A 25,611-nucleotide genomic window follows, 5' to 3' on the forward strand; every position below is an offset into this window, starting at 1 on the left:
GCTGAGGATAGACACGTGGTCGCCGACATCAGCCTCGACGAGGCCATAGATCTGACGCGTACTGGTGACATCTGGCTGTTCCGTGGCCGCTCCGGGCCGGACCGGGCCATCCAGGCGATGACCAACAGCCCGGTGAACCACGTCGGCATGTCGCTGGTGATCGAGGACATGCCGCCGCTGATGTGGCACGCCGAGCTGGGCAAATCGCTGCCCGACATGTGGTCCGGCACCTTCCAGCGCGGCGTGCAGCTGCACGACCTGCGCGACGCGGTCACCGTCTGGGCCCGGCGGTACGGCCAGCGCGGCTGGCTGCGGCAGCTCGAGCAGCCGGTCACCACCGAGATGGAGGACCGGGCGCTCAAGACGGTCGCCCGCCTCGACGGCACACCGTTCCCGTCCAGCGCCCAGCTCGCCTGGCGCTGGGCCCGCGGCCGGGTGCCCCGCATCCGCCTGCCGTGGCAGGAGCCGGGAGCCGATGAGGCCGACCTCGAGACGGCGTACTGCGCCGAGGTGGTCGCGGTGACCTACGAGGACATGGGTCTGCTGCCGCACGGCAAGCAGCCCAGCTGGTACGACCCGGGCCGCTTCTGGAGCGGTGACGACCTGGAGCTGTGCGACGGCTACCGGCTCGGCGCGGAGATCGCGGTAACGCCGTAGTTACTCTGGGCCCGTGGTTCTGGTGGGCCGGGTGCCCGAGGTCGTCGCCCTGGACCGGTTGCGCGCCGCTGCGGCAGCCGGGGAGGGCGCCGCTGCGCTGATCGTGGGTGAGGCCGGCATCGGCAAGACCACCCTGGTCGAGGAGGCGGCGGCCCGCGCGGCTGCGGCCGGGGCCACGGTCCGGGTGGCCCGGGCGGTGCCCGACGAGGGCGCGCCCGCGTACTGGCCGTGGTTGCGGCTGCTGGAGGACGTGCCCGGACTCTCGCCGGAGCTGCTCACCGCGACCGCCGCCGAGGGCGAGTCCCAGGCCGCCGTGCGGTTCCGGGTGGCGCAGCGGACGGTACGCGCGCTGCGCGAGGCGGGTCACCTCGTCCTGGTGCTGGAGGATCTGCACTGGGCCGACGCTGCGTCGATCGCCCTGCTGCGGCTGCTGTGCCGGGACCTGTCCGGCTCGCGGCTGCTGGTGATCGGCACGGTCCGCCCGCCGGTGCCGCTCGACGATCTGCCCGCCGTCGAGGTGCTGCGGCTGGAGCCGTGGGAGGCGCCGGCCGTGGCCGCCTACCTGACCCAGGAGGCCGGGCCGGACGTGCACGGTTCCTGGCCGGCCGTCGTCCACCGGCTCAGCGGCGGCAACCCGCTCTACGTCCGGGAGCTGACCCGGCAGCTGTCCCGCGAGGACCGGCTGCGCCGCCCGGCCGGACGGCTGGAGGTGCCGGCCGAGCTGCGGCGGCTGGTCGGCCGGCGGACGGCCCAGCTCAGCGCCGGCTGCCGGGATCTGCTGGGCGGGGCGGCCGCGCTGGGTGCGGAGATCGATGTGGCTGTGCTGCGGACGGCGGCGAGCGATCCGGCCGCAGTCGACGGGCTGCTCGCCGAGGCTCTGGACGCCGGCGTGCTGACCGAGGACCCGTGGCGGCCCGCCCTGCTGGCGTTCGCGCACGACCTGGTCCGGCAGGCCCGCTACGACGAGCTGTCCCGCGGCGAACGGATCGCCTGGCACCAGCGGCTGGCCGACGCCCTGGTCGCGGCCGGTGCCGCACCCGCCGACATCGCCCGGCACCGGGTACGCGCGGCCGTGGACGCCCGCACCCGGCAGAGCGCGGTCGACGCCTGCCGGTCCGCAGCCACGGCGGCCACGCTCGCCCTCGACTACGCGCAGACGATCCGCTGGCAGGGCCACGCCGTCGAGCTGGCGGGCGACCCGGCCGACCGGCTGGCCCGGGCCGCGGCCGCGTACGCGGAGGGCCGGCTCGACCTGGCCCTCACCGACTGCGCGGCCGTGCTGGACAGCGCCGAACGCGACCACCGGGCGGACCTGGCGGTCGAGGCGGCACTGGTGGTCCGCGGGGTCGCCGGCGAGCTGGGACCGGCCCTGCGGCTGCTCTGCGAACGCGCACTGGGCGTCGCCGGCCGGCACCCGCGGGTGCTCGCCCAGTACGCGTACCTGCTGGCGGACTCCGGGGACGTGCTGCGGGCGCGGGAGATCAGTGCCGAGGCGATGACGCTGGCCGAGCTGAGCGCGAGCCCGGACGACGTGGCCGCGGCGGTGCACGCCCGGCATCAGGTGACCGACCCGTTCGAGCAGCCGGCGGAGGTGGTGGCCCTGGCCCAGCGCAGTTGCGCCCTGGGTCGTCCCGACGCCGAGCTCTGGGGGCGCACGTGGCGTATCGACGCGTACCTGATGGCCGGGGACAACGCCGCCGCCGACGCGGAGACGCTGCGGCTGGACACGCTGGCACGGCGGCTGGGCTGGCCGCTCGCCCGCTGGCACCTGCTGCGCGCCCGGGCGACCCGGGCCCTGCTGTCCGGCCGGCTCACCGAGGCGGAGCAGCTCGCCGCCGAGGCCCGGGAGGTCGGGGAACGCATGCAGGATCCAAGCGCGGTCGGGCTCTATTACGCGTTCCTGGCCGGTCTGGCCCTGCACACCGGCCGGGCGGAGGAATACGTCGCCGCGGCCGGGCGGATGGCGGGTGCCCTGTCGCTGCCGATCGCCGCGGCCCAGCTCGGCCGCACGGCGCTGGACGTGGGGGCGGGCGACATGGCCCGGCTGTGCTGGCAGCATCTGCGGCCCCGGCTGGACGACCCGTTCGCCGGCAGCCTGCGTACCTACGTGCTGGTCCTCGGGGGCGAGCTGGCAGCCGGGCTGGGCGATCACGACGCGGTCCGCACCTGCTACGAACGGACCGCGCGCCACGCCGGCGTCTATCTGAACAGCACCACGAACTGCCACGGGGCCGCCGCCCGCGCGATCGGCTCGATGGCGTCGGCGCTCGGCGAGCACGACGCCGCGGTCCGGCACCTCGACGCCGCGATCACGATGGACGCCGGTTCGCCGCCGTTCCTGGCGCACGCCCAGCTGGCCCAGGCGCGGGCGCTGATCACCCGGGCCGCGCCGGGTGACCGGCGCCGCGCGCACGACCTCGCGGCCACGGCGGCCGCGACGGGCCGGCGGCTGGGCATGAGCCGGGTCGCGGCGGGCGCGCAGGTCCTGGCCGAGGAGACCGCGGGGGTACGCGGGGGAGCGGGCGCGCTGACCGCCCGGGAACGTGAGATCGCCGGGCTGGTGGCCGACGGGCTCGCCAACCGCGCGATCGCCGGGCGGCTGGTGCTCTCCGAACGCACCGTGGAGACGCACGTGCGCAACCTGCTGGCCAAGCTGGGGCTGAGCAACCGCACCCAGGTCGCGTCCTGGCTACGTACCGAAGCTCAGCGGTAGTACTGAGGTGTCCGGGCGCCGCAGTCGCGAGGCTTCGGGGATGACTCAGCACCAGCGCCTCGAAGGCGACATCCGGCCCGGCACCTATCTGATCGACGCCGCCCGTTCCAGCGTGCGGCTCACGGCGACCCACACCTTCGGCCTCAGACCCGTGGACGCGACCGTGGCCGTACGGTCCGGCACGGTGATGGTCGGGACGAGACCCGAGCAGTCCACGGTCTCGGCCGACCTGGACGCGGCCAGCTTCACCACCGATGATCCACGCCGCGACAAGGACGTCCGGGGCAAGCGCTTCCTGGCCGTCGGGACCCACCCGGCGATCGGCTTCCGCAGCACCGGCCTGAGCCGTACGGCCGACGGCTGGCAGCTCGCCGGGGTGCTGAGCGTCCGCGGCGGCTCGGCCCCGATCACGCTGTCCATCGTGGACGTCGAACCGGTCACCGACGGCTACCGCATCCGGGCCACGACGACGGTCGACCGGGTGGCGGCGGGAGTGGGCGCGGGCCGTGCCCTGATCGGCCGGCACGTCCGGGTGACCGTGGAGTGCCGCGTTACATCCAGCTGATCGGGGTAGTCAGCACACATGCTGAGAATCGCACAGTTGACCCTGGACGTGCAGGACATCGACGTGATGACGGCCTTCTGGTCGGCGGCTCTGGGTTACCGCGTGGAGAAGGGCGACGACGGCAACGCGTCGCTGATCCCGCCGGACGACGCACCGCCGGGCGCCCAGCACATGTGGCTGCAGGCGTCGGCCGGCCCGAAGTCGGGGAAGAACCGCGCCCATCCGGACCTGACCGCCGCCGACCCCCAGGCTGAGGCGGAACGCCTGATCGGCCTGGGCGCCCGCCATGCGGACGTGGGGCAGAAGGGCGACGAGCCGTACATCGTGCTGGCCGACCCGGAAGGCAACGAGTTCTGTGTCCTGACGGCCTGGCGCGATCCCGCCCTGGCCGGCCGGTGACAGCAGAAAGGGCGCTGAGGGGTGACCCTCAGCGCCCTCTGCTCGCGGGTGGTTAGCGCGCTGCCCGGCTGCGGGCCGAGAACGCCGCCGCGCCGCCGCTGGACGACTGGCTCGTGTGCACGGCGGTCGAGCCCGTGCCGCCGCGCCGGGCACCGCGGGCGCCGCCGCCCTGGGTGCGGGCCGCCGGGGAACGGCCGCCGGAGGAGCGGGCCCCCTGGGTGTGGCCGCCCTGGCCGCGAGCGCCGGAGCCGGCCGGCTGGTCGCCGCCCGCACCACGCGCGCCGCCGCCCGTACGGCCGCCGCCCGTGCCGCGACCGCCGCCCGCCGCCCGGGGGCCACCCGTGGCTGCGCCGCGACCGCCGCCCGACCGGCCGCGCCGGGCCTGGCCGCCCTGCTCCTCGACCGGCTCGGGCACCGGGGACACCGGCGCGCTGTAGGTGCGCTCACCCGGAGCGAGCTGCGCGAGCAGCGCGTCGCCCGGACGGGCCTTGCTCGTGGTCGGCCTGATGCCGGCCTTGCGGGTGAGGTCGCGGACCTCACTCTGCTGGTCGTCGGTCATCAGCGTGATGACCGTGCCCTGCGCGCCGGCCCGGGCGGTACGCCCGGAGCGGTGCAGGTACGCCTTGTGCTCGACCGGCGGGTCGGCGTGGATCACGATCGCGACGTCGTCCACGTGGATGCCGCGGGCCGCGATGTCCGTGGCCACCAGCGTCTGCGCGCTGCCGTCGGAGAACGCCGCCATGTTGCGGTTGCGGGCGTTCTGCGCGAGGTTGCCGTGCAGCTCGACCGCCGGCACGCCGGCCTGCACGAGCTGACGGGTCAGCGTCTTGGCGCGGCGCTTGGTGCGGGTGAACACCACCGTGCGGCCGGGCGCGGCGGTCAGGTCGACCAGCACCGGGAACCGGTCGTCGTGGCGCACGTGCAGCACGTGGTGGGTCATCTCGATCGGGGCCTCGGCCGCCGAGTCGACGTGGTGCGTGACCGGCTTGTGCATGAACCGCTTGACCAGCACGTCGACGCCGTTGTCGAGGGTCGCCGAGAACAGCATCCGCTGGCCGTTGGCCGGGGTGCCGTCCATCAGCCGCCGGACCACCGGCAGGAAGCCCAGGTCGGCCATGTGGTCGGCCTCGTCGAGCACGGTGATCTCGACCGCGTCCAGGCTGGCGTAGCCCTGCTGGATGTGGTCGGCCAGCCGGCCCGGGCAGGCGACGAGGATGTCGACGCCGGCCTTCAGGCCCTTGATCTGCGGGTTCGCCCCGACGCCGCCGAAGACGGTGAGGGTACGCAACCCGAGGATCGCGGCCAGCGGGGCGATGGTCGCCTCGATCTGGGTGGCGAGCTCACGGGTCGGCGCCAGGATCAGCGCGCGAGGCCGGGTCGGCCGCCGCGGCGACTTGCTCTCGGCCAGCCGGGCCAGCACGGGCAGGACGAACGCGTACGTCTTGCCGGAGCCGGTGCGGCCGCGGCCGAGCACGTCGCGGCCCGCGAGCGAGTCCGGCAGCGTGGCCGCCTGGATCGGGAAGGGGCTGGTGATGCCGAGGTCGGCGAGGGCCGCGGCAAGCTTCGTGGGCACGCCGAGGTCGGTGAACGAGGACATGTAGGTGTGAACTCCGTAAGTCTGAAGGGGTCGTCCTGCCCGGCGCAGACCTCACGGGTCGCGGCGCGTGGTGGTCGATCCAAAGGCGGCCCGAGGCAGAACTGGGCGGGCCGCGAGATCAAGTGTACGCGCTGTCGTACCGCAACCCCGCCGCACCCGACTGTGACCCTTCCTGCACCCCGCGGCACTCACCGTTTCTCCTCAGTGCCGGACTCCCCCGCCGGCCGGTATTGCGAGGAGAGACCCCCATGAGCGGTGCTGTTGTCTTCGACCGCCGTCGCGAGGACGTCGTACGGGCGCACATGCCGCTCGTCGGTCATCTGGTCCGCGAGATGCTGGCCCGGGTGCCCGCCCACGTCAACCGCGACGACCTGCTCTCAGCCGGGTACGCGGCCCTGGTCGCCGCCGCCCGGGGCTTCGACGAGGCGCGGGGCGTGCCGTTCGCCCGGTTCGCGGCGGCCCGGGTGCGCGGTGCCCTGCTGGACGAGCTGCGCGGGCTGGACTGGGCCAGCCGGTCGGTGCGGCAGCGGGCCCGGCGTACGGACACCGCCCGCCAGGAGCTGACCGCCGAGCTGGGCCGGATCCCGACGGCCGCCGAGGTCGCCGCGCACCTGGGCTGCACGGTCGAGGACATCGAGTCCGCGGACGACGACGTGGCCCGGGCCGTGGTGTTCAGCCTGCAGGGCTTCGCCACCGTGGGGGCCGACGACATGGTGACCGAGCCCGGTGCGGGCCCGGAGGAGCTGCTGATCCGGCGCGAGCGGCTGGGTTACCTGCGGCACGCCATCGACGTGCTGCCGGACCGGTTGCGCGCGGTCATCACCGGTTACTTCTTCGAGGAGCGCCCGATGGCCCGGATCGCCGAGGAGCTGGGGGTCACCGAGTCGCGGGTGTCGCAACTGCGCGCCGAGGCGCTGGCCCTGCTCAAGGACGGTCTGAACACGCACCTGGACCCGGCGCTGGCGGCTCAGAGCCCGGTCAGGGACGGGTGCGTGGCGCGCCGCCGGGCGGCGTACTACGACCAGATCGCGACCCGCGGCGGGCTGCGCGACCGGCTCGCGCTGACCAGCCCGGACGGGCTGCCGGTGGCGGCCTGAGGCCGGCTCCGCGCGGAGCCGGCCCCGGGCTGGGGTCACGCGTTGGCGCAGGTGCCGGCCTTCTTCTGGGCGGCGATCGCCTTGTCGGCGCCCTTGGCGTAGAGGGCCAGGCCCTCCTTGGCGGGCTCGAGCTTCCACGAGTCCTTCTCGTAGACCATCGTGTAGGACTGGGCCGCGACCAGCTGCTTGGCGATCACGACGGCCCGGTCGGCGCCCTCCATCCGGGCGCTGCTGAGCGTGATGGCCAGGCCCTTGCGCGAGCACGCGGTGTTGAGCTTGACGTAGTCGGCCTTGGTGATGGCCTGCTTGCCGGCGTCGGTGTACATGTCCCAGGCGCCGGCGAAGTCACCGCCGCTGAAACGGTCGAACACGGTCTGCGCGGCGGCCTTGGCGCCGTCGATCGTCTTGGGCTGCGGGCCGCCGGCGGCCGCGGCGGCGGCGTTGCCGGCCGGGGCGGGCTCCTTGTCGTCGGAGCAGGCGGTGGTGAGGGAGACGGCGGCGACGGCGATGAGCGCCAGCGCGCCGAGGCGTCGGAACGGGTGGCTGTGGTTCATGCACCGCTTAATGTCGATGGACCGTCCGGCGTAACGGGCAAGGCCCTGCCGTGACGGATTCCTTACACTTGCCACCGCAGCCGTAACCCCGGTCACGGTCTCGCCGGGAGCCCGATGCATCGGCTATTCTGAGCGTTTCCACGGAAACGAAAAAAGCCACCCGAAAAGGTGGCTGACCTCGGAATGCTACCACAACAGGGAGTAGCTTTGTCAAGCTCCGCCGGCGGCACGGAAACACTGCGGAACGACGACATCGAGTCCGAAAAGGCCTACCTGGCCGTGCTGTACGACCGCCTCGACCTGCTGCGTGAGCAGGCCGACGAGCGGCTGCGCGCGATTCTGCTCGAGGCCGGCGGCACCCCGCAGGGCCGCTCCCAGCGGGAGGCGACCCGCAGCCACTGGGCCGAGCAACTGGCCCAGATGAATTCCGTCGAGAACGGCCTGTGCTTCGGCCGGCTGGATTTCGCCGCCGACAATCCGCGCTACATCGGCCGGATCGGACTGTTCGCCGAGGACCGTGATCAGGATCCGTTGCTGATCGACTGGCGGGCGCCCGCGGCGCGCCCGTTCTATCTCGCCACCGCGGTGTCCCCCGAGGGGGTGACCCGCCGCCGGCACCTGCGCACCCGGGGCCGCGAGCTGACCGGCATCGACGACGAGGTGCTCGACATCGAGGCTGGTGCCACCGACGGCCGCGAGGACGTGACGGGTGAGGCCGCGCTGCTGTCCGCGCTGACCGCCAACCGCACCGGCCGGATGCGCGACATCGTCGAGACCATCCAGTCCGAACAGGACGAGGTGATCCGCGCCGGGCTGCCCGGTGTCCTGGTGGTCCAGGGAGGTCCCGGCACCGGCAAGACGGCCGTGGCGCTGCATCGCGCGGCTTACCTGCTCTACACGCACCGGGCCCAGCTGACCAAGCAGGGTGTGCTGATCCTGGGGCCGAACGCCACCTTCCTGCGCTACATCTCGCAGGTGCTGCCCTCGCTCGCCGAGACCGGCGTGCTGCTCGCCACCCTCGGTGACATGTTCCCCGGCGTGACCGCCCGGGCCACCGAGGCGCCGGCCGCCGCCGCGCTCAAGGGCCGGGTCGACATGCTCGAGGTGCTCGCCGCCGCGGTCGCCGACCGGCAGACCGTGCCCGACGACTACGTGGAGGTCGACCACGACGGCTTCCCGCTGCGCATCGAGCGGGCCGTCTGCGAGGACGCCCGCGCCGAGGCCCGGCGGTCCGGCCGCCCGCACAACCTGGCCCGGTCGATCTTCGTGACCGCGGTCATCCACACCCTGTCGCTGCAGATCGCCGAGCGGATCGGCGCCGACCCGCTCGGCGGCGACAATCTGCTGGAGGAGGCCGACCTCGCGGAGACCCGGCGTGAGCTGCGCGAGGACGAGGACGTCCAGGCCGCACTGTTCGAGCTGTGGCCGATCCTGACCCCGCGGCAGGTGCTGCGGGACCTGCTCAGCGACCCCGAACGGCTGGCCTCGGCCGCGCCGGAGCTCAGCGACGACGAGCGGGCGCTGCTGCTGCGCGAGCGCCGGGCCGGCTGGGCGCCGGCCGACGTGCCGCTGCTGGACGAGCTGGCCGAGCTGCTGGGGGTGGACGACACCCTGCGGGCCCGGGCGGTGGCCCGCGAGCGCGAGCAGGCGATCGAGTACGCCGAGGGCGTGCTGGAGATCGTCGAGGGCTCGCGGTCGCTGGACTTCGAGGACCAGGAGGAGGAGATCCTGTCCGCCACGGACGTCGTCGACGCCAGCGCCTTCGTCGAGCGGCACGAGGTGATCGACACCCGGACCGCGGCCGAGCGGGCGGCGGCCGACCGGACCTGGGTCTTCGGGCACGTGATCGTCGACGAGGCGCAGGAGCTGTCGCCGATGGCCTGGCGGCTGCTCATGCGCCGCTGCCCGAGCCGGTCGATGACCGTGGTCGGGGACGTGGCCCAGACCGGCGAGCTGGCCGGGACGACGACCTGGGAGCAGGTCTTCGAGCCGTACGTCGCGCAGCGCTGGCGGCTGGCCGAGCTGACCGTGAACTACCGCACCCCGGCCGAGGTCATGGCCGTGGCCGCGGACGTGCTCGCCGCCGTCGACCCCTCGCTGCAGCCGCCACGCTCGGTGCGGACCGCCGGTGAGGAGCCGTGGGCGGCCCGGGTGCGGCCTGCCGAGCTGGCGACGGAGCTGATCGCAGCGGTACGCCGGGAGGCCGCAGCCGCCGCGGAGGGGCGCGTGGGTGTCCTGGTGCCGGCGGGGCTGGAGGAATCCCTGGGCCGCGAGCTCACCGCCGCCATCCCCGAGGCGGCCGTGGGTGAGCAGCCCGACCTGCTCAACCACATCGTGCTGATGACCGTCCGGCAGGCGAAGGGGCTGGAGTTCGACAGCGTGATCGTGGTCCAGCCGGACGAGATCATCGCGGAGAGCCCGCGCGGCCTCAGCGACCTCTACGTGGCGGTGACCCGGGCCACGCGCCGGCTCGGCGTCCTGCACACGGCCGACCTGCCCAAGGTGCTCGACGCGCTGAGCTGAACGGGAACGACAGCGGGGCCGGTGCGCGTACGCACCGGCCCCGCTCGTCGTCGTGGTGTCAGGCGGCCGCGCCGTGCGCCGGCGGCGTGAAGCCGTGGGCGTTGGTCATCGCGAGGCGCGAGTGCAGGTTGGTGTTGCCGGCGATGGAGGCGTAGTAGCCGGCCCGGCGGCGGGCGATGATGCTGTCCGGGTTCTCCGGCGCCGGCGCCAGCTCGGGGTCGAGGTGGGTGTTGAGGCCGTCCTTGAGCAGCGAGAGCGCCTCGGCGCGGAGCTGGCTGATCCGGCTCTCGGTGACCCCCAGGTCGGCGGCGATGTCCGCCATCGGCCGCTCCTTGAGGAAGTACTCGGTGATGACGGTCTGCAGCCGCTCCGGCAGCGACGCGATCGCGTGGTGCAGGTAACCGATCTGCTCGCGGCGGATCAGCATGTCCTCCGGGCCCGGGGTGCGCTCGGTGACCAGGTCGTCGGGGCTGCTGGTGGTGAAGCCCTGCAGCGACAGCACGGTGGCCCGCTGCACGTCGTTGTCCGTCTGGTGCAGGTCCGTGGTGGTGGTGCCCAGCGCCTGCGCCAGCTCCTCGTTGGTCGGCGTCCGGCCCAGGGTGGTGGTCAGGCTCTGCCGCGTGGTGTCGGTCACCCGGGCCTTGGTCCGCACCGAGCGCGTCGCCCAGTCCAGCGAGCGCAGCTCGTCGAGGATGGCGCCGCGGATCCGGGTGGTGGCGAATCGGTTGAACGGGATGCCGCGGGTCGGGTCCCAGCCGCGGGCCGCGGTGACCAGCGCGTGCAGCCCGGCGCTGGTGAGGTCGTCACGGTGGATGTGGTTCGGGATCCGGCTGAGCATGTCCCGCACCAGGTGGCCGACCAGCGGCATGTTGGTGCGGATCAGGTCCTCCTGCTCGGCGGCGGACAGGGCCGGCACGGCGGTCGCGGTGTCGGCGGCGAGGTCGGCAGCGGTCGTCATGGTGCTGGTCATGTGAATCCCCCGTGTGTTGTCGGTGGCCCGCGGCGGGTGGGCACCGGCTGACAAGGAGAGACTTTGGGTGACGCTGGGTACATGTTCCGGTGGCGCAGAGTTGCCGACCGGTTGCTTCGCTTCCTTCTGTCAGGCGGCCCGGGCGGGGACGCGGGCGATCGCGAGGTCCCAGACGAAGCGGGCGGGGGCGAAGGCTTCCGCGTACCGGACGCGGGCCTGCGCGCCGAAGTGCCGAGCGGTGCCGGTGGGCAGCTCGGGATCCACCGGCACCGGGGCCTCGGCCAGCGCCGCGAGCTTGCGGTCCAGGAACGGCGAGATGTCGACGAACAGCGCGGGGGCGAACTGCAGGGTCGACTCGCCGGCGTAGTGCAGGATCCGGCTGCTGTGCCGGGCGGCGGACAGGGTGGCCACGGCGGCGGCGCGGTGCTCGGCGTTGGCGTCCTCGGGGGCGTGCACGTAGACCACGTCGGCGTCGACGCCGGTCAGCACGTTCTCGATGGCGGCCACCGTCATCGCGGCCGAGGAGACCAGCCCGGGCCACGTCTCGCCGGGCTGCTGGTGGCGCGACCGGCGGTCGCTGCTCGCGCGGGTGTACCCCCGGCGGTCCCCGGAGCGGCGTTCGGCCGCCTGCGGGCCCCAGACCAGCAGGCAGTCGAGCTCCCGGGCGGCGGCCTCGGCCTGCCGGCTGCGGACGGTGTCCGGCCCGTCGCAGGTCAGCACGAGCATGGTGACCGAGTCGCCGGCCGCACGGTGGGCGGCGAGCGTCCCGGCGCACCCGAACTCGATGTCACCGGGGTGCGTACCGACCGCCAGGACGCTGCGCGTCATTCCGGACTCCGTGGTCTCTCGGTGCGCCGGCGCGGGGCTTCGGCGGCGCTGAGTGTCCATCGGTCACCGGTGGCTCGGCTTGAGGGTTGTGGCGTGACTACGGCACGCTGGTCGGCATGGATCTCACCGACTCCGGCACCACCGTCAACCTGATCGCCGGCGTGGCCATGCTGGCCGGTGTGCTCGGCGTGGTGATCCCGGTGCTGCCCGGGCTGCTGCTGTGCTGGCTGGCGGTGCTGCTCTGGGCGATCCTGGGCGACGCGGACGGCGGCCGCTGGGTGGTGCTGGGCCTGGCCACCGTGGTGGCGGTCGGCGGCACGGTGGTGAAGTACCTGTGGCCCGGCAAGCGGCTCAAGAGCACCGGCGTACCCACGTCGTCGCTGCTGATCGCGGGCGTGCTGGGATCGTCGGCTTCTTCGTGGTGCCGGTGGTGGGCCTGGTGCTCGGCTTCATCGGCGGCCTGTGGGTGGCCGAGCGGCTGCGGCTCGGCCCCGGCCAGGCGTGGCCGTCCACCCGGCAGGCGCTGGGCGCGGTCGGGCTGTCCCTGCTGGTGGAGTTCGCGGCGGCGCTGGGCATCGCGGTGATCTGGGTCTTCGGCCTGCTCGCCACCTGACCCGCCGCGCGGTTCCTACCTGTTCTAGTGGGGCGCTGGGGTGCGGCGCCGCAACCGCCGACGGCGGCGCTGGGTGAGCAGCAGGAGCAGCGGGGCGCCGGCCAGCACGACGGCGATCGTCGCGGCGAGGCCCAGCGGCAGACCCTTGTTCGTGGCGGCGCGCACTGCCGTGGCGGCGGGCCGCTCGTCTTTCGCTGCCGGGGCGGGAGCGGCGCTCGCGCCGGTGGCCGTACCGTGCGCGTCCGGGCTGTCCGGCTCGACCAGCTTGCCCACCGACGCGTCCTTGGGCAGCGAGAAACCCCAGTCCAGCAGCGCGGCGCCCTGCTGCCAGCCGCGTAGCGGCGCTGCCTCCGCACCGAGCACGGTGGCGACCAGCCGGCGGCCGTTGCGCTCGGCGCCGCCGACATAGCTGTGCCGGGCCAGCTTGGTGAAGCCGGTCTTGCCGCCCAGCGCCCCCGGGTAGTTGTAGATCAGCTTGTTCTCGTTCTGGATCTGGAAGCCGCCCTTCTTCAGCTTCTTCTGCGCCGGGATCCGGGCTCGCTCGGTGAGTGCGTACTTGCGGAAGGCGGGCTTGGCGAAACACTGCCGGGCGATCAGCGCCAGGTCGTACGCGCTGGTGAACTGCCCGGGCCCGTCCAGCCCGGACGGGGTCACCGCATGCGTCTGGTACGCACCCAGCCGCTTGGCCTCGGCGTTCATCGCGGCGACCGTGGCCGGCAGCCCGCCCCGGCCACCGCCGAGCCGGGCCAGCGTGTTGGCCGCGTCGTTGCCGGAATTGAGCAGCAGACCGAGCCACAGCGTGCTCACCGGATACCGGCCACCCTTGAGCAGCCCGACAGCCGAGCTGTACGGCTCGATGTCCAGGTCGCCGTCGGTGATGGTGGCGATCTGCCGGGGGTCGAGCTTGTCGATGACGGTCGCCACCAGCAGCAGCTTCTGCACGCTGGCCGGGGTGCCGTACACGTGCGGGCCGCAGCCGCCGAGCACCTCGCCGGTGTCCAGGTCGGCGACCAGCCAGCTGGTGGCGGTCAGGGCGGGTGGCTTCGGCGCCCCGCGCGGCACGACCAGGCCGTCGGTGGCCAGGTCGTCGCCGCCGACCGCGCGCAGGACGGGGTCGTCCTCGGGCGGGGTGGGACGGGCCGGGCGTCCGGCCGGGGGCTTGACCTTGGGACGCGGGCACGGCACTGCGGGCGCCGCCTGGGTCTGTGCCGCGCTGGCCGATGCCTGGGCCGCGGTTGCCCGGGTCGGGGGCTGCGCCGCGTGGGCCGGGCCGGTCAGGGTGGCGGTGGCGAGGGTCGCGGTGGCGGCCAGGGCCGCCAGGGTCCGCCGCCGGGTGGGGGCAGGGGTGTGGATGAGCCTCACGGCCACACGGCTCCCGCGTCGAGTCGGCGCTGCAGCAGTTGCTCCAGCGGCATGGTCTCACCGTCGCCGCCGCCCGCGCCGATGATCAGCCGGGCCGGGCTGGGGGCCACGTCCGCGCCGGTGATGCGGGCGCGCAGTGAGGAGGGGACGGACAGGACGTAGAACCGGCCGTCCTCGCCGACGGCCACCGAGCGGTTGGCCTTCAGATACCAGCCGCGCAGCCGGGTGCGGTACGTCGCGTGGCCGTCGAACGCCCGGGCCCGCAGCACCACCGGCGGCAGGCCGCGTTCGCCGGCCCGGCGCACGAAGTCGGCCAGCAGCCGGCCGGCCTGCTCCGCCTCGGCGGCCCGGCCCGCCTCGAGCGCGGCACCGTGCCCGGCGACTGCCTGCCGGCGCTGCTCTTCCCAGGCGGCACGGTCGTCGGCGTCCATGGCGACGACCCTAACGGCATCCGCGCGCGCCCAGCCACCCGGGTTTTCCCTCCGCCCACGCTAACCGGCCCGCCCGCCGCGATTCCTCGGAATAGCGCGGTCGCATTTCGAAGGGGACGGGGCGATAATTGCCCGGGGTCTCCGTTATTCTGTGAAATTCAGGCGAACAGTTGCGCGCGGAGTGCGTCACAGGCGAGACTGGGCGCGTTCTTCGGATTACGTCAGGAGTCGTTATGGCGCGGCAGGTAATCACGACCCTCATCGACGACCTGGACGGAAAGCCGGCCGATCGGACGGTGGAGTTCAGCCTCGACGGCACGAGCTACACCATCGACCTTTCCGAGGCCAATGCCGGCAAGTTGCGCAAGGCGCTGGACCCGTTCATCGAGGCGGGCACGCGCATCGGCCGGGGCGGTTCCGGCCGTGCCGCGGGCCGGCCGGCGAGTGGCACGGGCCGCACGGCGGGCAGTCGCGACGAGAACAGGCTGATCCGCGAGTGGGCGGCCGAGAACGGCCACCAGATCTCCGAGCGGGGCCGCATCCCGCAGAGTGTCAGCAATGCCTATCGGGCGGCGCACGGCCGCTGATCCCTTGTGGTGCACCGGGGTCCGGCGAGGCGCCGGGCCCCCGGTGTGCCCGCCGCGGAGGATGGCGACGCCGGGCCGGTGCGCGAGGTACGGGCCCGGGGACGTCCAGTGAGGCGGATTTCGCGTCGGTGCTCTTGCGCTGACAAGGACGGGCAACACCGGCCGAGGGCTCGGAATAGCCAGGCACGGTGGATCGGCATCGGTCCGGCCCGCGCCCGGGCGATGCCTGACCGTCGCCGGGATTAGCCGGGCCGCGATGGCACCGGTGCGACCAGGATCAACGCAATGTCGGTCGGGCACCACAGCCTGCCTGTGCCAGCAAAGGCGCCGGTCAATGCCCCCTGAGGCCACTGTCGTCACCCGCAGGGCCGCACCCGGAATGATCGCCGCGCGGGAAAACGGCGTTCACGAGCACCCGGAGCGGGTGTCGACGGGCCGCCGCCGCCCAAGCGGGGAAAGCCCCAGAGCGAACGCCGGCGGGCCGCCCCGGCCGAAGTGGGGAAAGCCACCGGCGGCCGATGCCGTGGCCCATCCGCCGCGCCCCTGGTAACGGCACTGACCGAGCTGCCGCGCCGCTTCGCCGAGAAACGACCCGCAACCACCCAGCCCACCGCTAACGGTCCCCGCGCATCGGGAAACGACTGCCGCGAGGGGGCTCCTTTGCCACAGGGCAAGGGCGGCGCGGACCGTCCACCGCCGGGCCCGCCCGGTAAAGACGGCCGGCCGAAGTGCGCCCGCGGAGCGCATCACCGCGCCGCCCGGCGGACCGCCGGTGTTAACGGCATAGGCGTTGCGCATTCAAAGCCCGGCGAGTGATCGCTAACGGTGGCAATGCATGCGCGAGTAGTGACGGTAGGGCTTGATCTCCGCGGTGAATAGCACGCACCCGGCGGGATAAGGACGGCGCCGGGATAGCCGCAACCGGAAGGATTGCGGTCAGTCCGGTTCAGCGGGCGCGGAGCTTCGGCAGCATCGGTGCCACGGCTTCGAGAATCCGCTCGTCCCCGGCGTACCAGCCCGACTTGCGGGGCCAGTGCGTCAGCACGTCGGAGAAGCCGAGCTCCGCCGCCCGGCCCACCGCATCCGTGAAAGCCTCGACGCTGCTCAGCGAGAGCACCGGCGACGAGTCCAGGTTGAGGTACCGGTCCATCTCGCGGCCGGCTGCCGCGTCGGTGAAGCGGGCGCTGACCTCGGCGACCGAACGCCACCACGCCGCCTCGTCGTCCACGGCCTGCGCGCCCGTGGTGACCCAGCCGTCGCCGTACCGGGCCGCCAGCCGCAGTGCGCGGGGGCCGTTGGCCGCCACCACGAGCGGTGGGCGCGGGCTCTGCACCGGGCCCGGGGTGCTGCGGGCGTCCACCGCGCGGTAGTAGTCACCCGTGAAGTCGGCCTTGTCGTTCTCCAGCAGCTGGGTGAGCAGCTCCAGGAACTCCGAGAAGCGGTCCACCCGCTGGCGCGGCGTCAGCTCCGGCGCGCCCAGCACCGTCGCGTCGAAGCCGGTGCCGCCCGCGCCCACGCCCAGCAGCAGCCGGCCCTGGGAGATGTCGTCCAGGGCGGTGAGCTCGCGGGCGAAGTGCACCGGGTGCCGGAAGTTCGGTGAGGCCACGTACGTGCCGAGGCGGATCCGGCGGGTCACCATCGCCGCCGCCGTCAGGGTCGGTACGGCGTCGAACCAGGGACCGTCGACCAGGTCCCGCCAGCCCAGGTGGTCGTAGGTCCAGGCGTGGTCGAAGCCGTACTCCTCGGCCAGGCGCCAGCGGCGGCCCGCCACGGACCAGCGTTCGTCGGGAAGGATCACGATGCCGATACGCACGCGAGGACGCTACCTCACGCCGAGCGCAGGCCGTCCTTGTCGCCCGCGACCGTCGCCGGGCCGGCCGCCGTGTCGAACGCCGCCATGGCCCGGACCAGCTCCTGCCGGCTGGTCGGGCTCATCCGTTCGAGTACCTCGGCCAGCGCGGATCGGCGGCGTTCGCGCAGGTCCTCCAGCAGGCGCTGGGCCGCGGGCGTGAGCAGCAGCCGGACCTCTCGGCGGTCGCGCGGATCGGGCACCCGGCGCAGCATCCCGGTGGCCTCCAGCCGGTCGCACAGCCGGCTGGCTGAGGACGGCACCACGTCGAGGGCCTCGGCCAGCCGGCTCATGTTGGTGTGCCCGGCGCGCGCGATGATGGTGAGAACGCGCAGCTGGGCCGGGGGTACGGCGGGCGACTGGGCGAGCCGGGCGCTTTCCAGCACACCGAGCAGCGACTCCACCGTCGACTCCATCGCCGCTGCGACGTCCGTGACGCGATCCATGCCGGTCCTCTGTGTGCTCAAAGTCGGGGCATTTCGGCCTACCAGGTCAGGGCCTCTCCCAGCCTGGACCACGTCGGTCATCGCCGCCAGTCGAGGCAGACGGTGACCGCGTCGTCGTCCGGATCGGCACCCGCGTGATACTCGCGCAGGCCCCGCATCACCGTACCCACTGCCTCGGTGGCGGGCTGCAGGCGTGTCCGGCGCAGGGCCGTCAGCAGGGCACTCTCCCCGTACGGGGCCCGGCCGCCCGGCGTGGCGGCGTGCACCCCGTCGCTGACCACGAGCAGCCGGTCGGCCGGTTCGAGGCGGAACCGCTGGATCTCGTACCGGGTCTCGCCGAACATGCCCAGCGGCAGTTGCTGCTCCAGGGTGACCGCCCGGATGTCCCGGTCGCGGGCGATGACGGCGCGCGGCGAGCCCGCGTCCACCGCCGCCACGTGCCCGCCGACCAGGTCGATCTCGAGCAGCAGGGTGGCGGCGTGCGCGGCGCCGCCGTACCGGGCGTGGACGGCGTCGCCGGCCAGCTCGGCCTGCTCGACGATGTCGGCGCCGGAGCGGCGGGCGTTGCGCATGGCGTTGACCGCGACGGTGGTGAGCACCGCGGCGTCGAGGCCGTCGCCGGCGCCGTTGAGCACGGTGATGGTGAGCCGGTCACCGGCGAGGGTCCAGTCGAAGTGGTCGCCGAAGACCGCGTACGCCGGCTCCAGCTGCCCGGCGACGAGGAAGCGGTCGTCGCCCAGCGAGCGCCCCGGCAGCAGCTCCCATTGCAGCTCCGCAGCCATGGTCAGGCGCTCGCGGCGGATCACCCGGTGGTACCGGTCGGTGACGGCGCCGGCGGCCCGCAGGGCCACGGCGAGTTCGTCGGCAACCGCCGACAGGTCGCTGGTCAGCCCGGTGCCCGAGGGCAGCGAGGTCTGCACGACGAGCACGCCGAGGCGTTCGCCCCAGACGGTCAGTGGCAGGTAGGCACGGTTGGCGTCCGCGGCGATGTCGACCAGTGGCCGCTGGCTGCCGAAACAGCGCACGGCCAGGGCGTTGCCGGTGGGACCGTCCGGTTCGAGCAGCGGCCACAGTCCGGTCAGGGTCAGGTCGCCGAGCAGCACCTCGACCCGGCCGGCCGCGTAGTGCCGGCGCAGGTGGTCCGCCACGACCTCGGGCAGCCGGTCGGGCGGCGCCGCGCGCAGCAGCGCTCCGACGGGCGTCGGACGGTCGGACAAAACGACCTCTCTTCTCTCGGGGCGCGAAGCATCGAGCGAACAGCAATATTTGCTGTACGGCAAGGATGATAGAGGCACGGCGGTGCGCCGCGGGTGCGGGCGACGAGCCGGCAGATGGGGGTACGGCGGAGCAGGTACGGCGGACGGCGGGTCGCTCAGTGCGCGCCCGCACCGCCGGCCAGTGCGAAGGACTTCTCGAAGTGGATGAGGCTGCCGCTGCGCGGGGTGGACTGCATCCGCACGTTGTCGCTCAGCGCCTTGATCAGGAACAGTCCCCGGCCGCGCTCGCTGTTCGGCCCGGGGTCATCGACCGCGCTCGCGTCGAAGCCGGCGCCGTTGTCGGCCACGTCGATCGCGCACCGGTCCTCGGCCACGTCCAGGCGGACCTCGATGCCGTCCGCGCCGGTGGCGTGCTTGACCACGTTGGCGCACGCCTCGGTCAGGGCCAGCTCCAGGTCGTCGCCGTCCTGCCGGTCGACCTGGAACGCCGACAGGGCACACCGCAGCAGGCGGCGCACCGCCGGCACGCTGTCGACCTCACGCGGCAGGTTGAGCCGTACCGAGATACGCATGCGACTCCTCCCCCGTTGTCGACCCGGCGCCTGCCCGGTTCGCTGACGGTGATGTTCCCGCTGGACGGCCGGGCTAATCCCGAAACGGGCGATCCGGCTTCCCGCCGGTCCGGAACCAGCCGACCGAAGTTCTTGTTATCGCAGGCCGTTCGGGCGGTCTCCCTTCCCGTGGTCGGCGAAACGGCCGCCGCGCGCAATGATCGAGGCTCCACGGGAAGAGGTCAGGACTCTGATGGCGTTTCAACCGGACACCGCGACGGTGGTCGCCGCCCGCGACGGCGACCCGGCCGCGGTCGACCGCCTGGTCGCCGGCTACCTGCCGCTGGTCTACACGATCGTCGGCCGGGCCCTCGACGGGCACGCCGACGTCGACGACGTCGTGCAGGACACCATGCTGCGCGTCCTGCGCAACCTCGGTGACCTGCGCGAGCCCGAGGCGTTCCGGTCCTGGCTGGTGGCCATCACCGTGCGTCAGGTGCGGGAGCGCTACCGGGTCCGCCGTTCCGCCCCGGACACCCTGCTGCCCGACGACGTCCGCGACCCGGGGGCCGATTTCACCGACCTGGCCATCACCCGGCTGGAGCTGGCCGGACAGCGCCGGGAGACCGCCGAGGCCACCCGCTGGCTGGACGAGGACAACCGGGAGCTGCTCTCGCTGTGGTGGCTGGAGGCCTCCGGCGAGCTGACCCGGGACGAGATCGTCGCCGCCACCGAGGTGACCCGCCAGCACGCGGCGGTCCGGATCCAGCGGATGAAGGGCCAGCTGGAGACGGCCCGGGTGGTCGTGCGCGCGCTGGCCGCCAACCCGCCGTGCGCGGACCTGGCGCTGGTCACCGCCGAGTGGGACGGCCGGCCCGGCGCGCTGTGGCGCAAGCGCATCGCCCGCCACACCCGGGACTGCCGGCAATGCTCCCCGGCCTGGTCGGGCCTGGTGGCGGCGGAACGGCTGCTGGTGGGCATGGCGCTGGTGCCGCTGCCGCACTCGCTCAGCGGCGGTGCCCTCTCCGCCTTCGGTGGCGCGCAGGCCGGTTCGCACGCCGCGCACGCGCTCTCCGGCAAGGCGCTGGCCGCCAAGATCGCCGTGAAGGGCGGCGTCGGCGTCGGGCGGCGGGTGGCCACGGCCATGCTGGCGACCGGCACGGTGGCCGGCGGCGGTGCGGCCGTGGTCGTGTACACCAACGCCGACAAGCCGGTCGCCAACGCGGCGGTGATCTCCACCTTCGCCCCCACGCCGCGGCTGTCCCTGCCGGCCACGCCCACGCCGAGCGCCACCTCGGCGTCGCCGTCGGCCAAACCCTCGCCGTCGAAGAAGAAGACCAAGGCGCCCGTCGCGCCGGTGCCTGCCACCGCGACCTCGGCCAAGAAGGGCGTCGGCACCTGGCAGTTCGACGGGATCAAGGGCGCGCTCGACGACGTCGGCGCGGGCTGGTACTACAACTGGTCGCCCGACAACGACTCCATGCCCGGACCCGCCGACGTCGAGTTCGTCCCGATGATCTGGGGCAAGGCCAACGTCACGGCCGGGACCTTGGCCAAGGCCGAGCGCGAGGGCGACGTGCTGCTCGGCTTCAATGAGCCGGACATGGGCGGGCAGGCCGACATGAGCGTCGAGGACGCCCTCGCCGCCTGGCCGAAGCTGCAGGAGACCGGCATGCGGCTGGGCAGCCCGGCCGTCGCCTACGGCGGCGACACCCCGGGCGGCTGGCTGGACCGGTTCATGAAGGGCGCGAAGGAGAAGAATCTGCGCGTGGACTTCATCACCGTGCACTGGTACGGCTCGGACTTCAGCGACGCCGCGGTCGGGCAGTTCCTCGGTTACGTCGACGCCGTGCACGCCCGGTACGACCTGCCGATCTGGGTCACCGAGTACGGCCTGATGAACTTCACCGGCTCCCCGAAGTACCCCACGGGAGCTCAGGAGGCGGCCTTCATCAAGGGCACCACGACCGGCATGGAGAAGCGTTCCTTCGTCGAGCGGTACGCCTGGTTCGGCCTGCCCGCGGTGGGGGACAGCGTCGACTTCGGTCTCTACAAGGACGCCTCCACACCGACCGAGGCGGGCAAGGCGTACAAGGCCGCCGGGTAGCGCCGCGGGATAAGGTCGGACCATGATTCGGTTCGGCTACAAGGCATCGGCGGAGCAGTTCGCCCCGCGCGAGTTGCTCCGCTACGGCATCCAGGCCGAGCAGCAGGGCTTCGACTCGGTATTCGTCAGCGACCACCTGCAGCCGTGGCGGCACGACGGCGGGCACGCGCCGGCCGCACTGCCCTGGCTCGGTGCGCTCGCCACCAGCACCGAGCGGGTCCTGCTCGGCACCAGCGTGCTCACCCCGACGTTCCGCTACCACCCGGCGGTGGTCGCCCAGGCGTTCGCCACCCTCGGGTGCCTGGCGCCCGGCCGAGTCATCCTCGGCGTGGGCTCGGGCGAATCGCTCAACGAGGTCCCGCTCGGCCTGCAGTGGCCGGACGGCAAGGAGCGCTTCGCCCGCCTCAAGGAGGCGGTCACCCTGATCCGGCAGCTCTGGACCGAGGACCGGGTGACCTTCGAGGGCACCTTCTACCGCACCGAGCTGGCCACCATCTACGACAAGCCGGAGCAGCCGGTGCCGATCTACATCGGCGCCTCCGGCCCGGCCGCGACCCGGCTCGCCGGGCGCATCGCCGACGGGTTCATCACCACCAGCGGCAAGGGCAGCGAGCTCTACACCGACACGCTGCTGCCGGCCGTCCGCGAGGGCGCCGGGAAGGCGGGCCGGTCACTCGACGACGTCGACCTGATGATCGAGGTCAAGGTCTCCTTCGACCCGGACATCGAGCAGGCCCGCAACGACACCGCCTACTGGGGTGCGCTGGCCCTGTCGCCGGAGGAGAAGACCGGCGTGGAGGACCCGATCGAGATGCAGCGGCGCGCGGACGCGCTGCCGGTGGACCGTACGGTCAGCCGCTGGATCGTCTCGTCGGACCCGGACGAGCACGCCGCGAAGGTCGCCGAGTATCTCGACATGGGCTTCCGGCACCTGGTCTTCCACGCGCCGGGCCCGGACCAGGACCGCTTCCTGCGGGTGTACGGCGAGCAGATCCTGCCCCGCCTGCGCGAGCGCGCCACCGAGGGTCAGTACCCCCGGTAGTTCTCGCCCGGCACCGCCCGCAGGTGCGCCGGACCGTCCCAGCGTTCGTCCCGGCCCTCGCCCCGGATGATGGTGAGGTCGGGGCGGCCGGGCTCGCCGCCGCGCCGCCGCACCGGCCGCCGGCCGTCGCGTCCCCGGCCCTCGCGGATGTCCCGGCCCTCGCGGATGTCCCGGATGTCGCGGTCGCGGTCGGGCGGGGGCACCGAGTGCCGGGCCGCGTGCCGTCCGGTCGGCTCGTCCACGTAGGGACTGCGGGGGTTGGGTGCTTCGTAGCGGGACTCCCGAGGCGCTTCGTAGCGAGCCTGCCCGGGGGCCTCGTAGCGCTGCGGGGCCGGGCGGCGACCGATCTGCCAGCGGCGGACGTACTCGCTCCAGGCGGTGCGCAGCGCCCGCAGGGCCGCGGGCAGGACCCGCCGGGGCCGGTCCTCGCCGTGGATGCGGGGATAGCCGACCGTGGCCACCTCCACCACCCGCAGGCCCTGGGTCGCCAGCCGCAGCGTGGTCAGGGTGTCGATCTCCGGTCCCTCGCCCCAGGCCGGCCGGCCGCGCTTGGGCCCGCGGGCGTCCGGGGCGGGCAGCTCCAGCACCGGCAGCAGGTCGCGCCAGTAGGCGTTGTAGGCACAGCTGAGGTCGGTGAACCGGGTGCCGAAGAAGAGGTTGACGACCCGGCACAGCAGGCCGTGCCCGAAGCGTTCGAAGGCGCCGGCGTCGCGGTGGTCGCCGCCGGCCCGGAAGCGCGATCCGTGTGCGGCCTCGGCCCCGGAGAGCAGGGCGTCCACGAAACGCGGGATCTCCTGCGGATCGGCCGATCCGTCGGCGTTGAGCGTGACCACGATGTCGCTGGTGCTCGCGGCGAAACCACAGACCAGCGCGTTGCCCTTGCCGGTACGGGTCTGGCGGACCACGACCACGTCGGGGCGTACCTCGCGGGCCACCGCGACCGTGTCGTCGCGGGACCGGCCGTCCACCACGACGACCTCGTCCACCGGCGGCAGGTTCTCCAGGATCAGCGGCAGGTTGTGCTCTTCGTTGAGGGCGGGGATCACGACGGTCACGGATGGCGACGACCACGAGGCGTGGTTCGCCGGCTGTCGCGGCGCGGGAGGCATGGCGGTGGCTCCTCGGCGGGTGCGGTACGGAGGTCATCGGGGGGACCGGCCAACAACTTACCAATCGATTACGGTGCGTCAACCGGTCGTGAGGGTGACACAGCGGCCGGTGGCGGACAGTCATGTATATGCAGCTCCGGTGCGCCTTTACCGGTTAAGCGATCGAGAATCTGGACAGATCGCCCATCGCTGTGAGTGAGGAAAGTGGACGGTGCGGCACCCCCATATGTGACAATCCGGGCGCTGAGGATCCGTACCGTGATGGTTCGGGGGCCCGGCGCCGCGATGCATCCCGGGGATAGGGTTCACCGGGCGGGCCGCCGTCGGTCGGGCCGGCGGCCGCCGGAACAGGAGAGGAAGAGTCTCAGTGAAACTGGGTCTGCACACCGCGGAACGCTTCGAGGGCCTCGAGACGCTGCGCACCCGGGTCATGCCCACGATCGAGGCGCTGTGACGGTGCGAGCAGTGGTCTTCGACCTCGACGGCGTCATCATCGACACCGAAGAGGTCTGGGAAGAGGTGCGCCGCGGCTACGTCGCCGAGCACGGGCGCGAGTTCCTCCCCGACAGTCAGACCCGGATGATGGGGATGAGCACCGGGGAATGGTCCACGCACCTCAGTGCCGAGGTGGGCGTACCCCGCACCCCGGAGCAGGTCGCCGCGGACGTGCTCGCCCGGATGGCCGAGCGGTACCGCTCGGCGCTGCCGCTGATCCCCGGCTCGGTCGACGCCGTGCGGCGGCTCGCGGAACGCTTCCCCGTCGCCCTGGCCAGCTCGTCCGCCCGGATCCTCATCGACCAGGTCCTCGAGACGGCCGGGCTGGCCGGCACGTTCCGGGTCACTCTGTCGACCGAGGAGGTGCCGCGCGGCAAACCGGCACCGGACGTCTACCTGGCTGCGGTCGAGCGCCTCGGGCTGACCCCCGAGGTCTGCGCGGCGGTCGAGGACTCCAGCAACGGCCTGCGCTCGGCGGCCGCAGCCGGACTCGCGGTCATCGCGGTGCCGCACGGGGTCTATCCGCCGGCGGACGACGCCCTGGCCCTGGCCGCCCTGGTCATCAACGGCCTGGACGAGCTCACGGTCGAGGCGGTCGAGAAGCTCCGCTGAGCGGGTCCCCGGGCCGGTCCGCGCGGCCGGCTCGGGACTCCGCGACCTCGTAGGCGGGCAGATCGATGCCGCCACTGCGGTCGCCGGCGACCCGGTAGGTCAGCTTCATGAACCACTCCCGGTTGTGCAGCCAGTTGCGGACGGCCAGGCCGTGCGCCGTCTTCGGGGCCAGGAACCGGCCCGCGCCCGCGCCACCCCGCTGCGCGCGTCTGGCGAAGCGGCTGATCCGGGCCTCGTAGCGCGGGAACGCCACGGTGTGGTCGCCGCCGGCGGCCGCCAGCTCGCCGGCCAGCGTGTACGCCGCCACCAGCGCCGTACCGTTGCCCATGCCGCCGATGGTCGCCCCGCAGGCCGCGTCGCCGACCAGGGCGATCCGCCCGCGTGACCACGGCTCGACGTCCACCCGGCAGATCTGGTCGAAGTAGAGGTCGTCGGTGGAGTCCAGGGCGGCCAGCATGCGCGGCACCTCCCAGCCGAGGTCCACGAAACGCCGGCGCACCAGCCGTTTCTGCTCGTCGACGTCGTGCCGGTCGTAGCTCAGCTCCGGTGACGCGAAGACGACGAACGCGCCGGCCTTGGCCGGGTCCCGGTGGTCGCCGCCGATCGAGGCCAGCCGGCCCGGGACGTTGTAGCCCAGCGTGTCGCGGCCCAGGCCGAGGTGGTTGGGCATCGGCCAGCCGGCCACGTAGTAACCGAGGTGGCTCACGTGCCGTCCCGCGCCGAAGGCCAGCCGGCGGACGTGGGAGTGCACCCCGTCGGCCCCGACGACCAGGTCGAAGGTGCGCTGCCGGCCGGAGGTGAACGTGACGTCGACGCCGTCCGGGGTCTCGTGCAGGGCCGCGATGCTGTCGTTGAAGACGTACCCGGTCCACTCGTCGCCGGCCGCGCACAGGATCCGGGACAGGTCGCCGCGCAGGATCTCGAGGTCGCCGCCGGCGAAGTCGGCGGGCATCTCCATGGTCCGCACTCCGTCCGCGTCCACGAAGCGCATCGCGGTGCCTCCGGTCTGCGCCTCGCGCAGGGCGGCCAGCACGCCCATGCGTTCCAGCAGGCCGAGGTGGACCGGGCCGCGGAAGTCGACGGCGTTGCCGCCCGGGCGCAGGGCCGGGGCGATCTCGACGATCGTCGGCCGGAAGCCGTGGCGGCCCAGCCAGTAGGCCAGGGCGGGCCCGGCGATGCCCGCGCCCGAGATCAGGACCGTGCCGGTCATGGCGGCTCCAAACTGTGTCCATGGGTAACAGTTATTTCTGTGTACGGTAGAGACAGTTGTCGCCGGAGCGCAAGAGG

The 25,611-nt window shown here is 73.4% G+C and carries 22 protein-coding genes and 1 pseudogene; 11 read left to right on the top strand and 12 right to left on the bottom strand.

The window, feature by feature from the left end; genetic code table 11:
* Positions 1–15: 15 nt before the first annotated feature.
* Genes Aau02nite_RS20315 through Aau02nite_RS20330 form a run of 4 tightly spaced genes read left to right on the top strand, consistent with a single transcriptional unit; the run spans position 16 to position 4,334 of the window.
* Entirely contained in the window at positions 16–657 is a 642-nt protein-coding gene (locus Aau02nite_RS20315) for a hypothetical protein (RefSeq protein ID WP_212990101.1), read from the top strand.
* Positions 658–670: 13 nt separating this feature from the next.
* Positions 671–3,370, top strand: a complete 2,700-nt coding sequence (locus Aau02nite_RS47405) for an ATP-binding protein (RefSeq protein ID WP_212990102.1) — start codon at positions 671–673, stop codon at positions 3,368–3,370.
* Between the two features lie 40 nt (positions 3,371–3,410).
* Entirely contained in the window at positions 3,411–3,935 is a 525-nt protein-coding gene (locus Aau02nite_RS20325) for a YceI family protein (protein WP_212990103.1), read from the top strand.
* 18 nt (positions 3,936–3,953) lie between these two features.
* Positions 3,954–4,334 carry a VOC family protein gene (locus Aau02nite_RS20330; protein WP_212990104.1) on the top strand — a complete coding sequence of 127 codons (381 nt, stop codon included), beginning with the start codon at positions 3,954–3,956 and terminating at the stop codon, positions 4,332–4,334.
* Positions 4,335–4,386: 52 nt separating this feature from the next.
* Here the strand turns inward: Aau02nite_RS20330 and Aau02nite_RS20335 are convergent, their stop codons facing one another.
* On the bottom strand, positions 4,387–5,931 hold the full coding sequence (locus Aau02nite_RS20335; RefSeq protein ID WP_212990105.1) for a DEAD/DEAH box helicase: 1,545 nt from the start codon (positions 5,929–5,931) through the stop codon (positions 4,387–4,389).
* 248 nt (positions 5,932–6,179) lie between these two features.
* Between Aau02nite_RS20335 and Aau02nite_RS20340 the strand changes: the two genes are divergently transcribed.
* Positions 6,180–7,028, top strand: a complete 849-nt coding sequence (locus Aau02nite_RS20340) for a sigma-70 family RNA polymerase sigma factor (RefSeq protein ID WP_212990106.1) — start codon at positions 6,180–6,182, stop codon at positions 7,026–7,028.
* Positions 7,029–7,063: 35 nt separating this feature from the next.
* On the opposite strand, the gene Aau02nite_RS20345 is transcribed toward Aau02nite_RS20340, so the two are convergent.
* Positions 7,064–7,582, bottom strand: a complete 519-nt coding sequence (locus Aau02nite_RS20345; protein WP_212990107.1) for a hypothetical protein — start codon at positions 7,580–7,582, stop codon at positions 7,064–7,066.
* A gap of 183 nt (positions 7,583–7,765) precedes the next feature.
* On the opposite strand from Aau02nite_RS20345, the gene Aau02nite_RS20350 reads away from it, so the two are divergent.
* Entirely contained in the window at positions 7,766–10,105 is a 2,340-nt protein-coding gene (locus Aau02nite_RS20350; protein ID WP_212990108.1) for a HelD family protein, read from the top strand.
* Positions 10,106–10,163: 58 nt separating this feature from the next.
* Here the strand turns inward: Aau02nite_RS20350 and Aau02nite_RS20355 are convergent, their stop codons facing one another.
* A complete protein-coding gene (locus tag Aau02nite_RS20355; RefSeq protein ID WP_212990109.1) occupies positions 10,164–11,075 on the bottom strand; it encodes a sigma-70 family RNA polymerase sigma factor in 912 nt (303 codons plus the stop codon).
* 129 nt (positions 11,076–11,204) lie between these two features.
* Positions 11,205–11,903, bottom strand: a complete 699-nt coding sequence (locus Aau02nite_RS20360; RefSeq protein WP_212990110.1) for a PIG-L deacetylase family protein — start codon at positions 11,901–11,903, stop codon at positions 11,205–11,207.
* 200 nt (positions 11,904–12,103) lie between these two features.
* On the opposite strand from Aau02nite_RS20360, the pseudogene Aau02nite_RS20365 reads away from it, so the two are divergent.
* A pseudogene (locus tag Aau02nite_RS20365) lies at positions 12,104–12,516 on the top strand (DUF456 domain-containing protein).
* 24 nt (positions 12,517–12,540) lie between these two features.
* On the opposite strand, the gene Aau02nite_RS20370 reads toward Aau02nite_RS20365, so the two are convergent.
* Both Aau02nite_RS20370 and Aau02nite_RS20375 read right to left on the bottom strand, forming a co-directional pair.
* Complete coding sequence (locus Aau02nite_RS20370) at positions 12,541–13,878, bottom strand: D-alanyl-D-alanine carboxypeptidase family protein (protein WP_212990111.1); 1,338 nt, start codon at positions 13,876–13,878, stop codon at positions 12,541–12,543.
* On the bottom strand, positions 13,875–14,309 hold the full coding sequence (locus tag Aau02nite_RS20375; protein WP_212990112.1) for a hypothetical protein: 435 nt from the start codon (positions 14,307–14,309) through the stop codon (positions 13,875–13,877). Before Aau02nite_RS20375 ends, Aau02nite_RS20370 begins: the two co-directional genes overlap by 4 nt.
* 233 nt (positions 14,310–14,542) lie before the next feature.
* On the opposite strand from Aau02nite_RS20375, the gene Aau02nite_RS20380 reads away from it, so the two are divergent.
* Entirely contained in the window at positions 14,543–14,896 is a 354-nt protein-coding gene (locus tag Aau02nite_RS20380; protein ID WP_212990113.1) for a histone-like nucleoid-structuring protein Lsr2, read from the top strand.
* A gap of 946 nt (positions 14,897–15,842) precedes the next feature.
* Here the strand turns inward: Aau02nite_RS20380 and Aau02nite_RS20385 are convergent.
* From Aau02nite_RS20385 to Aau02nite_RS20400, 4 genes are all read right to left on the bottom strand, one after another.
* On the bottom strand, positions 15,843–16,709 hold the full coding sequence (locus Aau02nite_RS20385; protein ID WP_212990114.1) for an LLM class flavin-dependent oxidoreductase: 867 nt from the start codon (positions 16,707–16,709) through the stop codon (positions 15,843–15,845).
* Positions 16,710–16,723: 14 nt separating this feature from the next.
* Positions 16,724–17,191: a MarR family transcriptional regulator gene (locus Aau02nite_RS20390; RefSeq protein ID WP_212990115.1), complete on the bottom strand. Its 468-nt coding sequence runs from the start codon at positions 17,189–17,191 to the stop codon at positions 16,724–16,726.
* Positions 17,192–17,268: 77 nt separating this feature from the next.
* Positions 17,269–18,408 (bottom strand): PP2C family protein-serine/threonine phosphatase, encoded by a 1,140-nt coding sequence (locus tag Aau02nite_RS20395; protein ID WP_212990116.1) that lies wholly within the window; start codon positions 18,406–18,408, stop codon positions 17,269–17,271.
* Between the two features lie 155 nt (positions 18,409–18,563).
* Positions 18,564–18,980, bottom strand: coding sequence for an ATP-binding protein (locus Aau02nite_RS20400; protein ID WP_212990117.1), 417 nt, complete (start codon positions 18,978–18,980; stop codon positions 18,564–18,566).
* Between the two features lie 232 nt (positions 18,981–19,212).
* On the opposite strand from Aau02nite_RS20400, the gene Aau02nite_RS20405 reads away from it, so the two are divergent.
* Together Aau02nite_RS20405 and fgd are read left to right on the top strand one after the other, a co-directional pair.
* Positions 19,213–21,066: a sigma-70 family RNA polymerase sigma factor gene (locus tag Aau02nite_RS20405; RefSeq protein ID WP_212990118.1), complete on the top strand. Its 1,854-nt coding sequence runs from the start codon at positions 19,213–19,215 to the stop codon at positions 21,064–21,066.
* Between the two features lie 22 nt (positions 21,067–21,088).
* Positions 21,089–22,108 (top strand): glucose-6-phosphate dehydrogenase (coenzyme-F420), encoded by a 1,020-nt coding sequence (fgd, locus tag Aau02nite_RS20410; RefSeq protein WP_212990119.1) that lies wholly within the window; start codon positions 21,089–21,091, stop codon positions 22,106–22,108.
* Here fgd and Aau02nite_RS20415 read toward each other — a convergent pair.
* A complete protein-coding gene (locus Aau02nite_RS20415; protein ID WP_246595297.1) occupies positions 22,093–23,163 on the bottom strand; it encodes a glycosyltransferase family 2 protein in 1,071 nt (356 codons plus the stop codon). The two genes, fgd and Aau02nite_RS20415, sit on opposite strands and share 16 nt — an antisense overlap.
* A 504-nt stretch (positions 23,164–23,667) precedes the next feature.
* On the opposite strand from Aau02nite_RS20415, the gene Aau02nite_RS20420 reads away from it, so the two are divergent.
* On the top strand, positions 23,668–24,324 hold the full coding sequence (locus Aau02nite_RS20420) for an HAD family hydrolase (protein WP_246595298.1): 657 nt from the start codon (positions 23,668–23,670) through the stop codon (positions 24,322–24,324).
* On the opposite strand, the gene Aau02nite_RS20425 is transcribed toward Aau02nite_RS20420, so the two are convergent.
* Positions 24,293–25,534 (bottom strand): FAD-dependent monooxygenase, encoded by a 1,242-nt coding sequence (locus tag Aau02nite_RS20425; RefSeq protein ID WP_212990121.1) that lies wholly within the window; start codon positions 25,532–25,534, stop codon positions 24,293–24,295. The two genes, Aau02nite_RS20420 and Aau02nite_RS20425, sit on opposite strands and share 32 nt — an antisense overlap.
* Positions 25,535–25,611 lie beyond the last annotated feature (77 nt).

Origin of the sequence: Actinoplanes auranticolor (assembly GCF_018332655.1) — a bacterium.
Taxonomy (GTDB): domain Bacteria; phylum Actinomycetota; class Actinomycetes; order Mycobacteriales; family Micromonosporaceae; genus Actinoplanes; species Actinoplanes auranticolor.

Excerpts from the sequence above, each read along its gene's own strand:
- Aau02nite_RS20325 (WP_212990103.1), top strand. The coding sequence starts at position 3,411 with ATGACTCAGCACCAGCGCCTCGAAGGCGACATCCGGCCCGGCACCTAT.
- Aau02nite_RS20330 (WP_212990104.1), top strand. The coding sequence starts at position 3,954 with ATGCTGAGAATCGCACAGTTGACCCTGGACGTGCAGGACATCGACGTG.
- Aau02nite_RS20335 (WP_212990105.1), bottom strand. The coding sequence starts at position 5,931 with ATGTCCTCGTTCACCGACCTCGGCGTGCCCACGAAGCTTGCCGCGGCC.
- Aau02nite_RS20340 (WP_212990106.1), top strand. The coding sequence starts at position 6,180 with ATGAGCGGTGCTGTTGTCTTCGACCGCCGTCGCGAGGACGTCGTACGG.
- Aau02nite_RS20345 (WP_212990107.1), bottom strand. The coding sequence starts at position 7,582 with ATGAACCACAGCCACCCGTTCCGACGCCTCGGCGCGCTGGCGCTCATC.
- Aau02nite_RS20350 (WP_212990108.1), top strand. The coding sequence starts at position 7,766 with ATGCTACCACAACAGGGAGTAGCTTTGTCAAGCTCCGCCGGCGGCACG.
- Aau02nite_RS20355 (WP_212990109.1), bottom strand. The coding sequence starts at position 11,075 with ATGACCAGCACCATGACGACCGCTGCCGACCTCGCCGCCGACACCGCG.
- Aau02nite_RS20360 (WP_212990110.1), bottom strand. The coding sequence starts at position 11,903 with ATGACGCGCAGCGTCCTGGCGGTCGGTACGCACCCCGGTGACATCGAG.
- Aau02nite_RS20375 (WP_212990112.1), bottom strand. The coding sequence starts at position 14,309 with ATGGACGCCGACGACCGTGCCGCCTGGGAAGAGCAGCGCCGGCAGGCA.
- Aau02nite_RS20380 (WP_212990113.1), top strand. The coding sequence starts at position 14,543 with ATGGCGCGGCAGGTAATCACGACCCTCATCGACGACCTGGACGGAAAG.
- Aau02nite_RS20390 (WP_212990115.1), bottom strand. The coding sequence starts at position 17,191 with ATGGATCGCGTCACGGACGTCGCAGCGGCGATGGAGTCGACGGTGGAG.
- Aau02nite_RS20400 (WP_212990117.1), bottom strand. The coding sequence starts at position 18,980 with ATGCGTATCTCGGTACGGCTCAACCTGCCGCGTGAGGTCGACAGCGTG.
- Aau02nite_RS20405 (WP_212990118.1), top strand. The coding sequence starts at position 19,213 with ATGGCGTTTCAACCGGACACCGCGACGGTGGTCGCCGCCCGCGACGGC.
- fgd (WP_212990119.1), top strand. The coding sequence starts at position 21,089 with ATGATTCGGTTCGGCTACAAGGCATCGGCGGAGCAGTTCGCCCCGCGC.
- Aau02nite_RS20425 (WP_212990121.1), bottom strand. The coding sequence starts at position 25,534 with ATGACCGGCACGGTCCTGATCTCGGGCGCGGGCATCGCCGGGCCCGCC.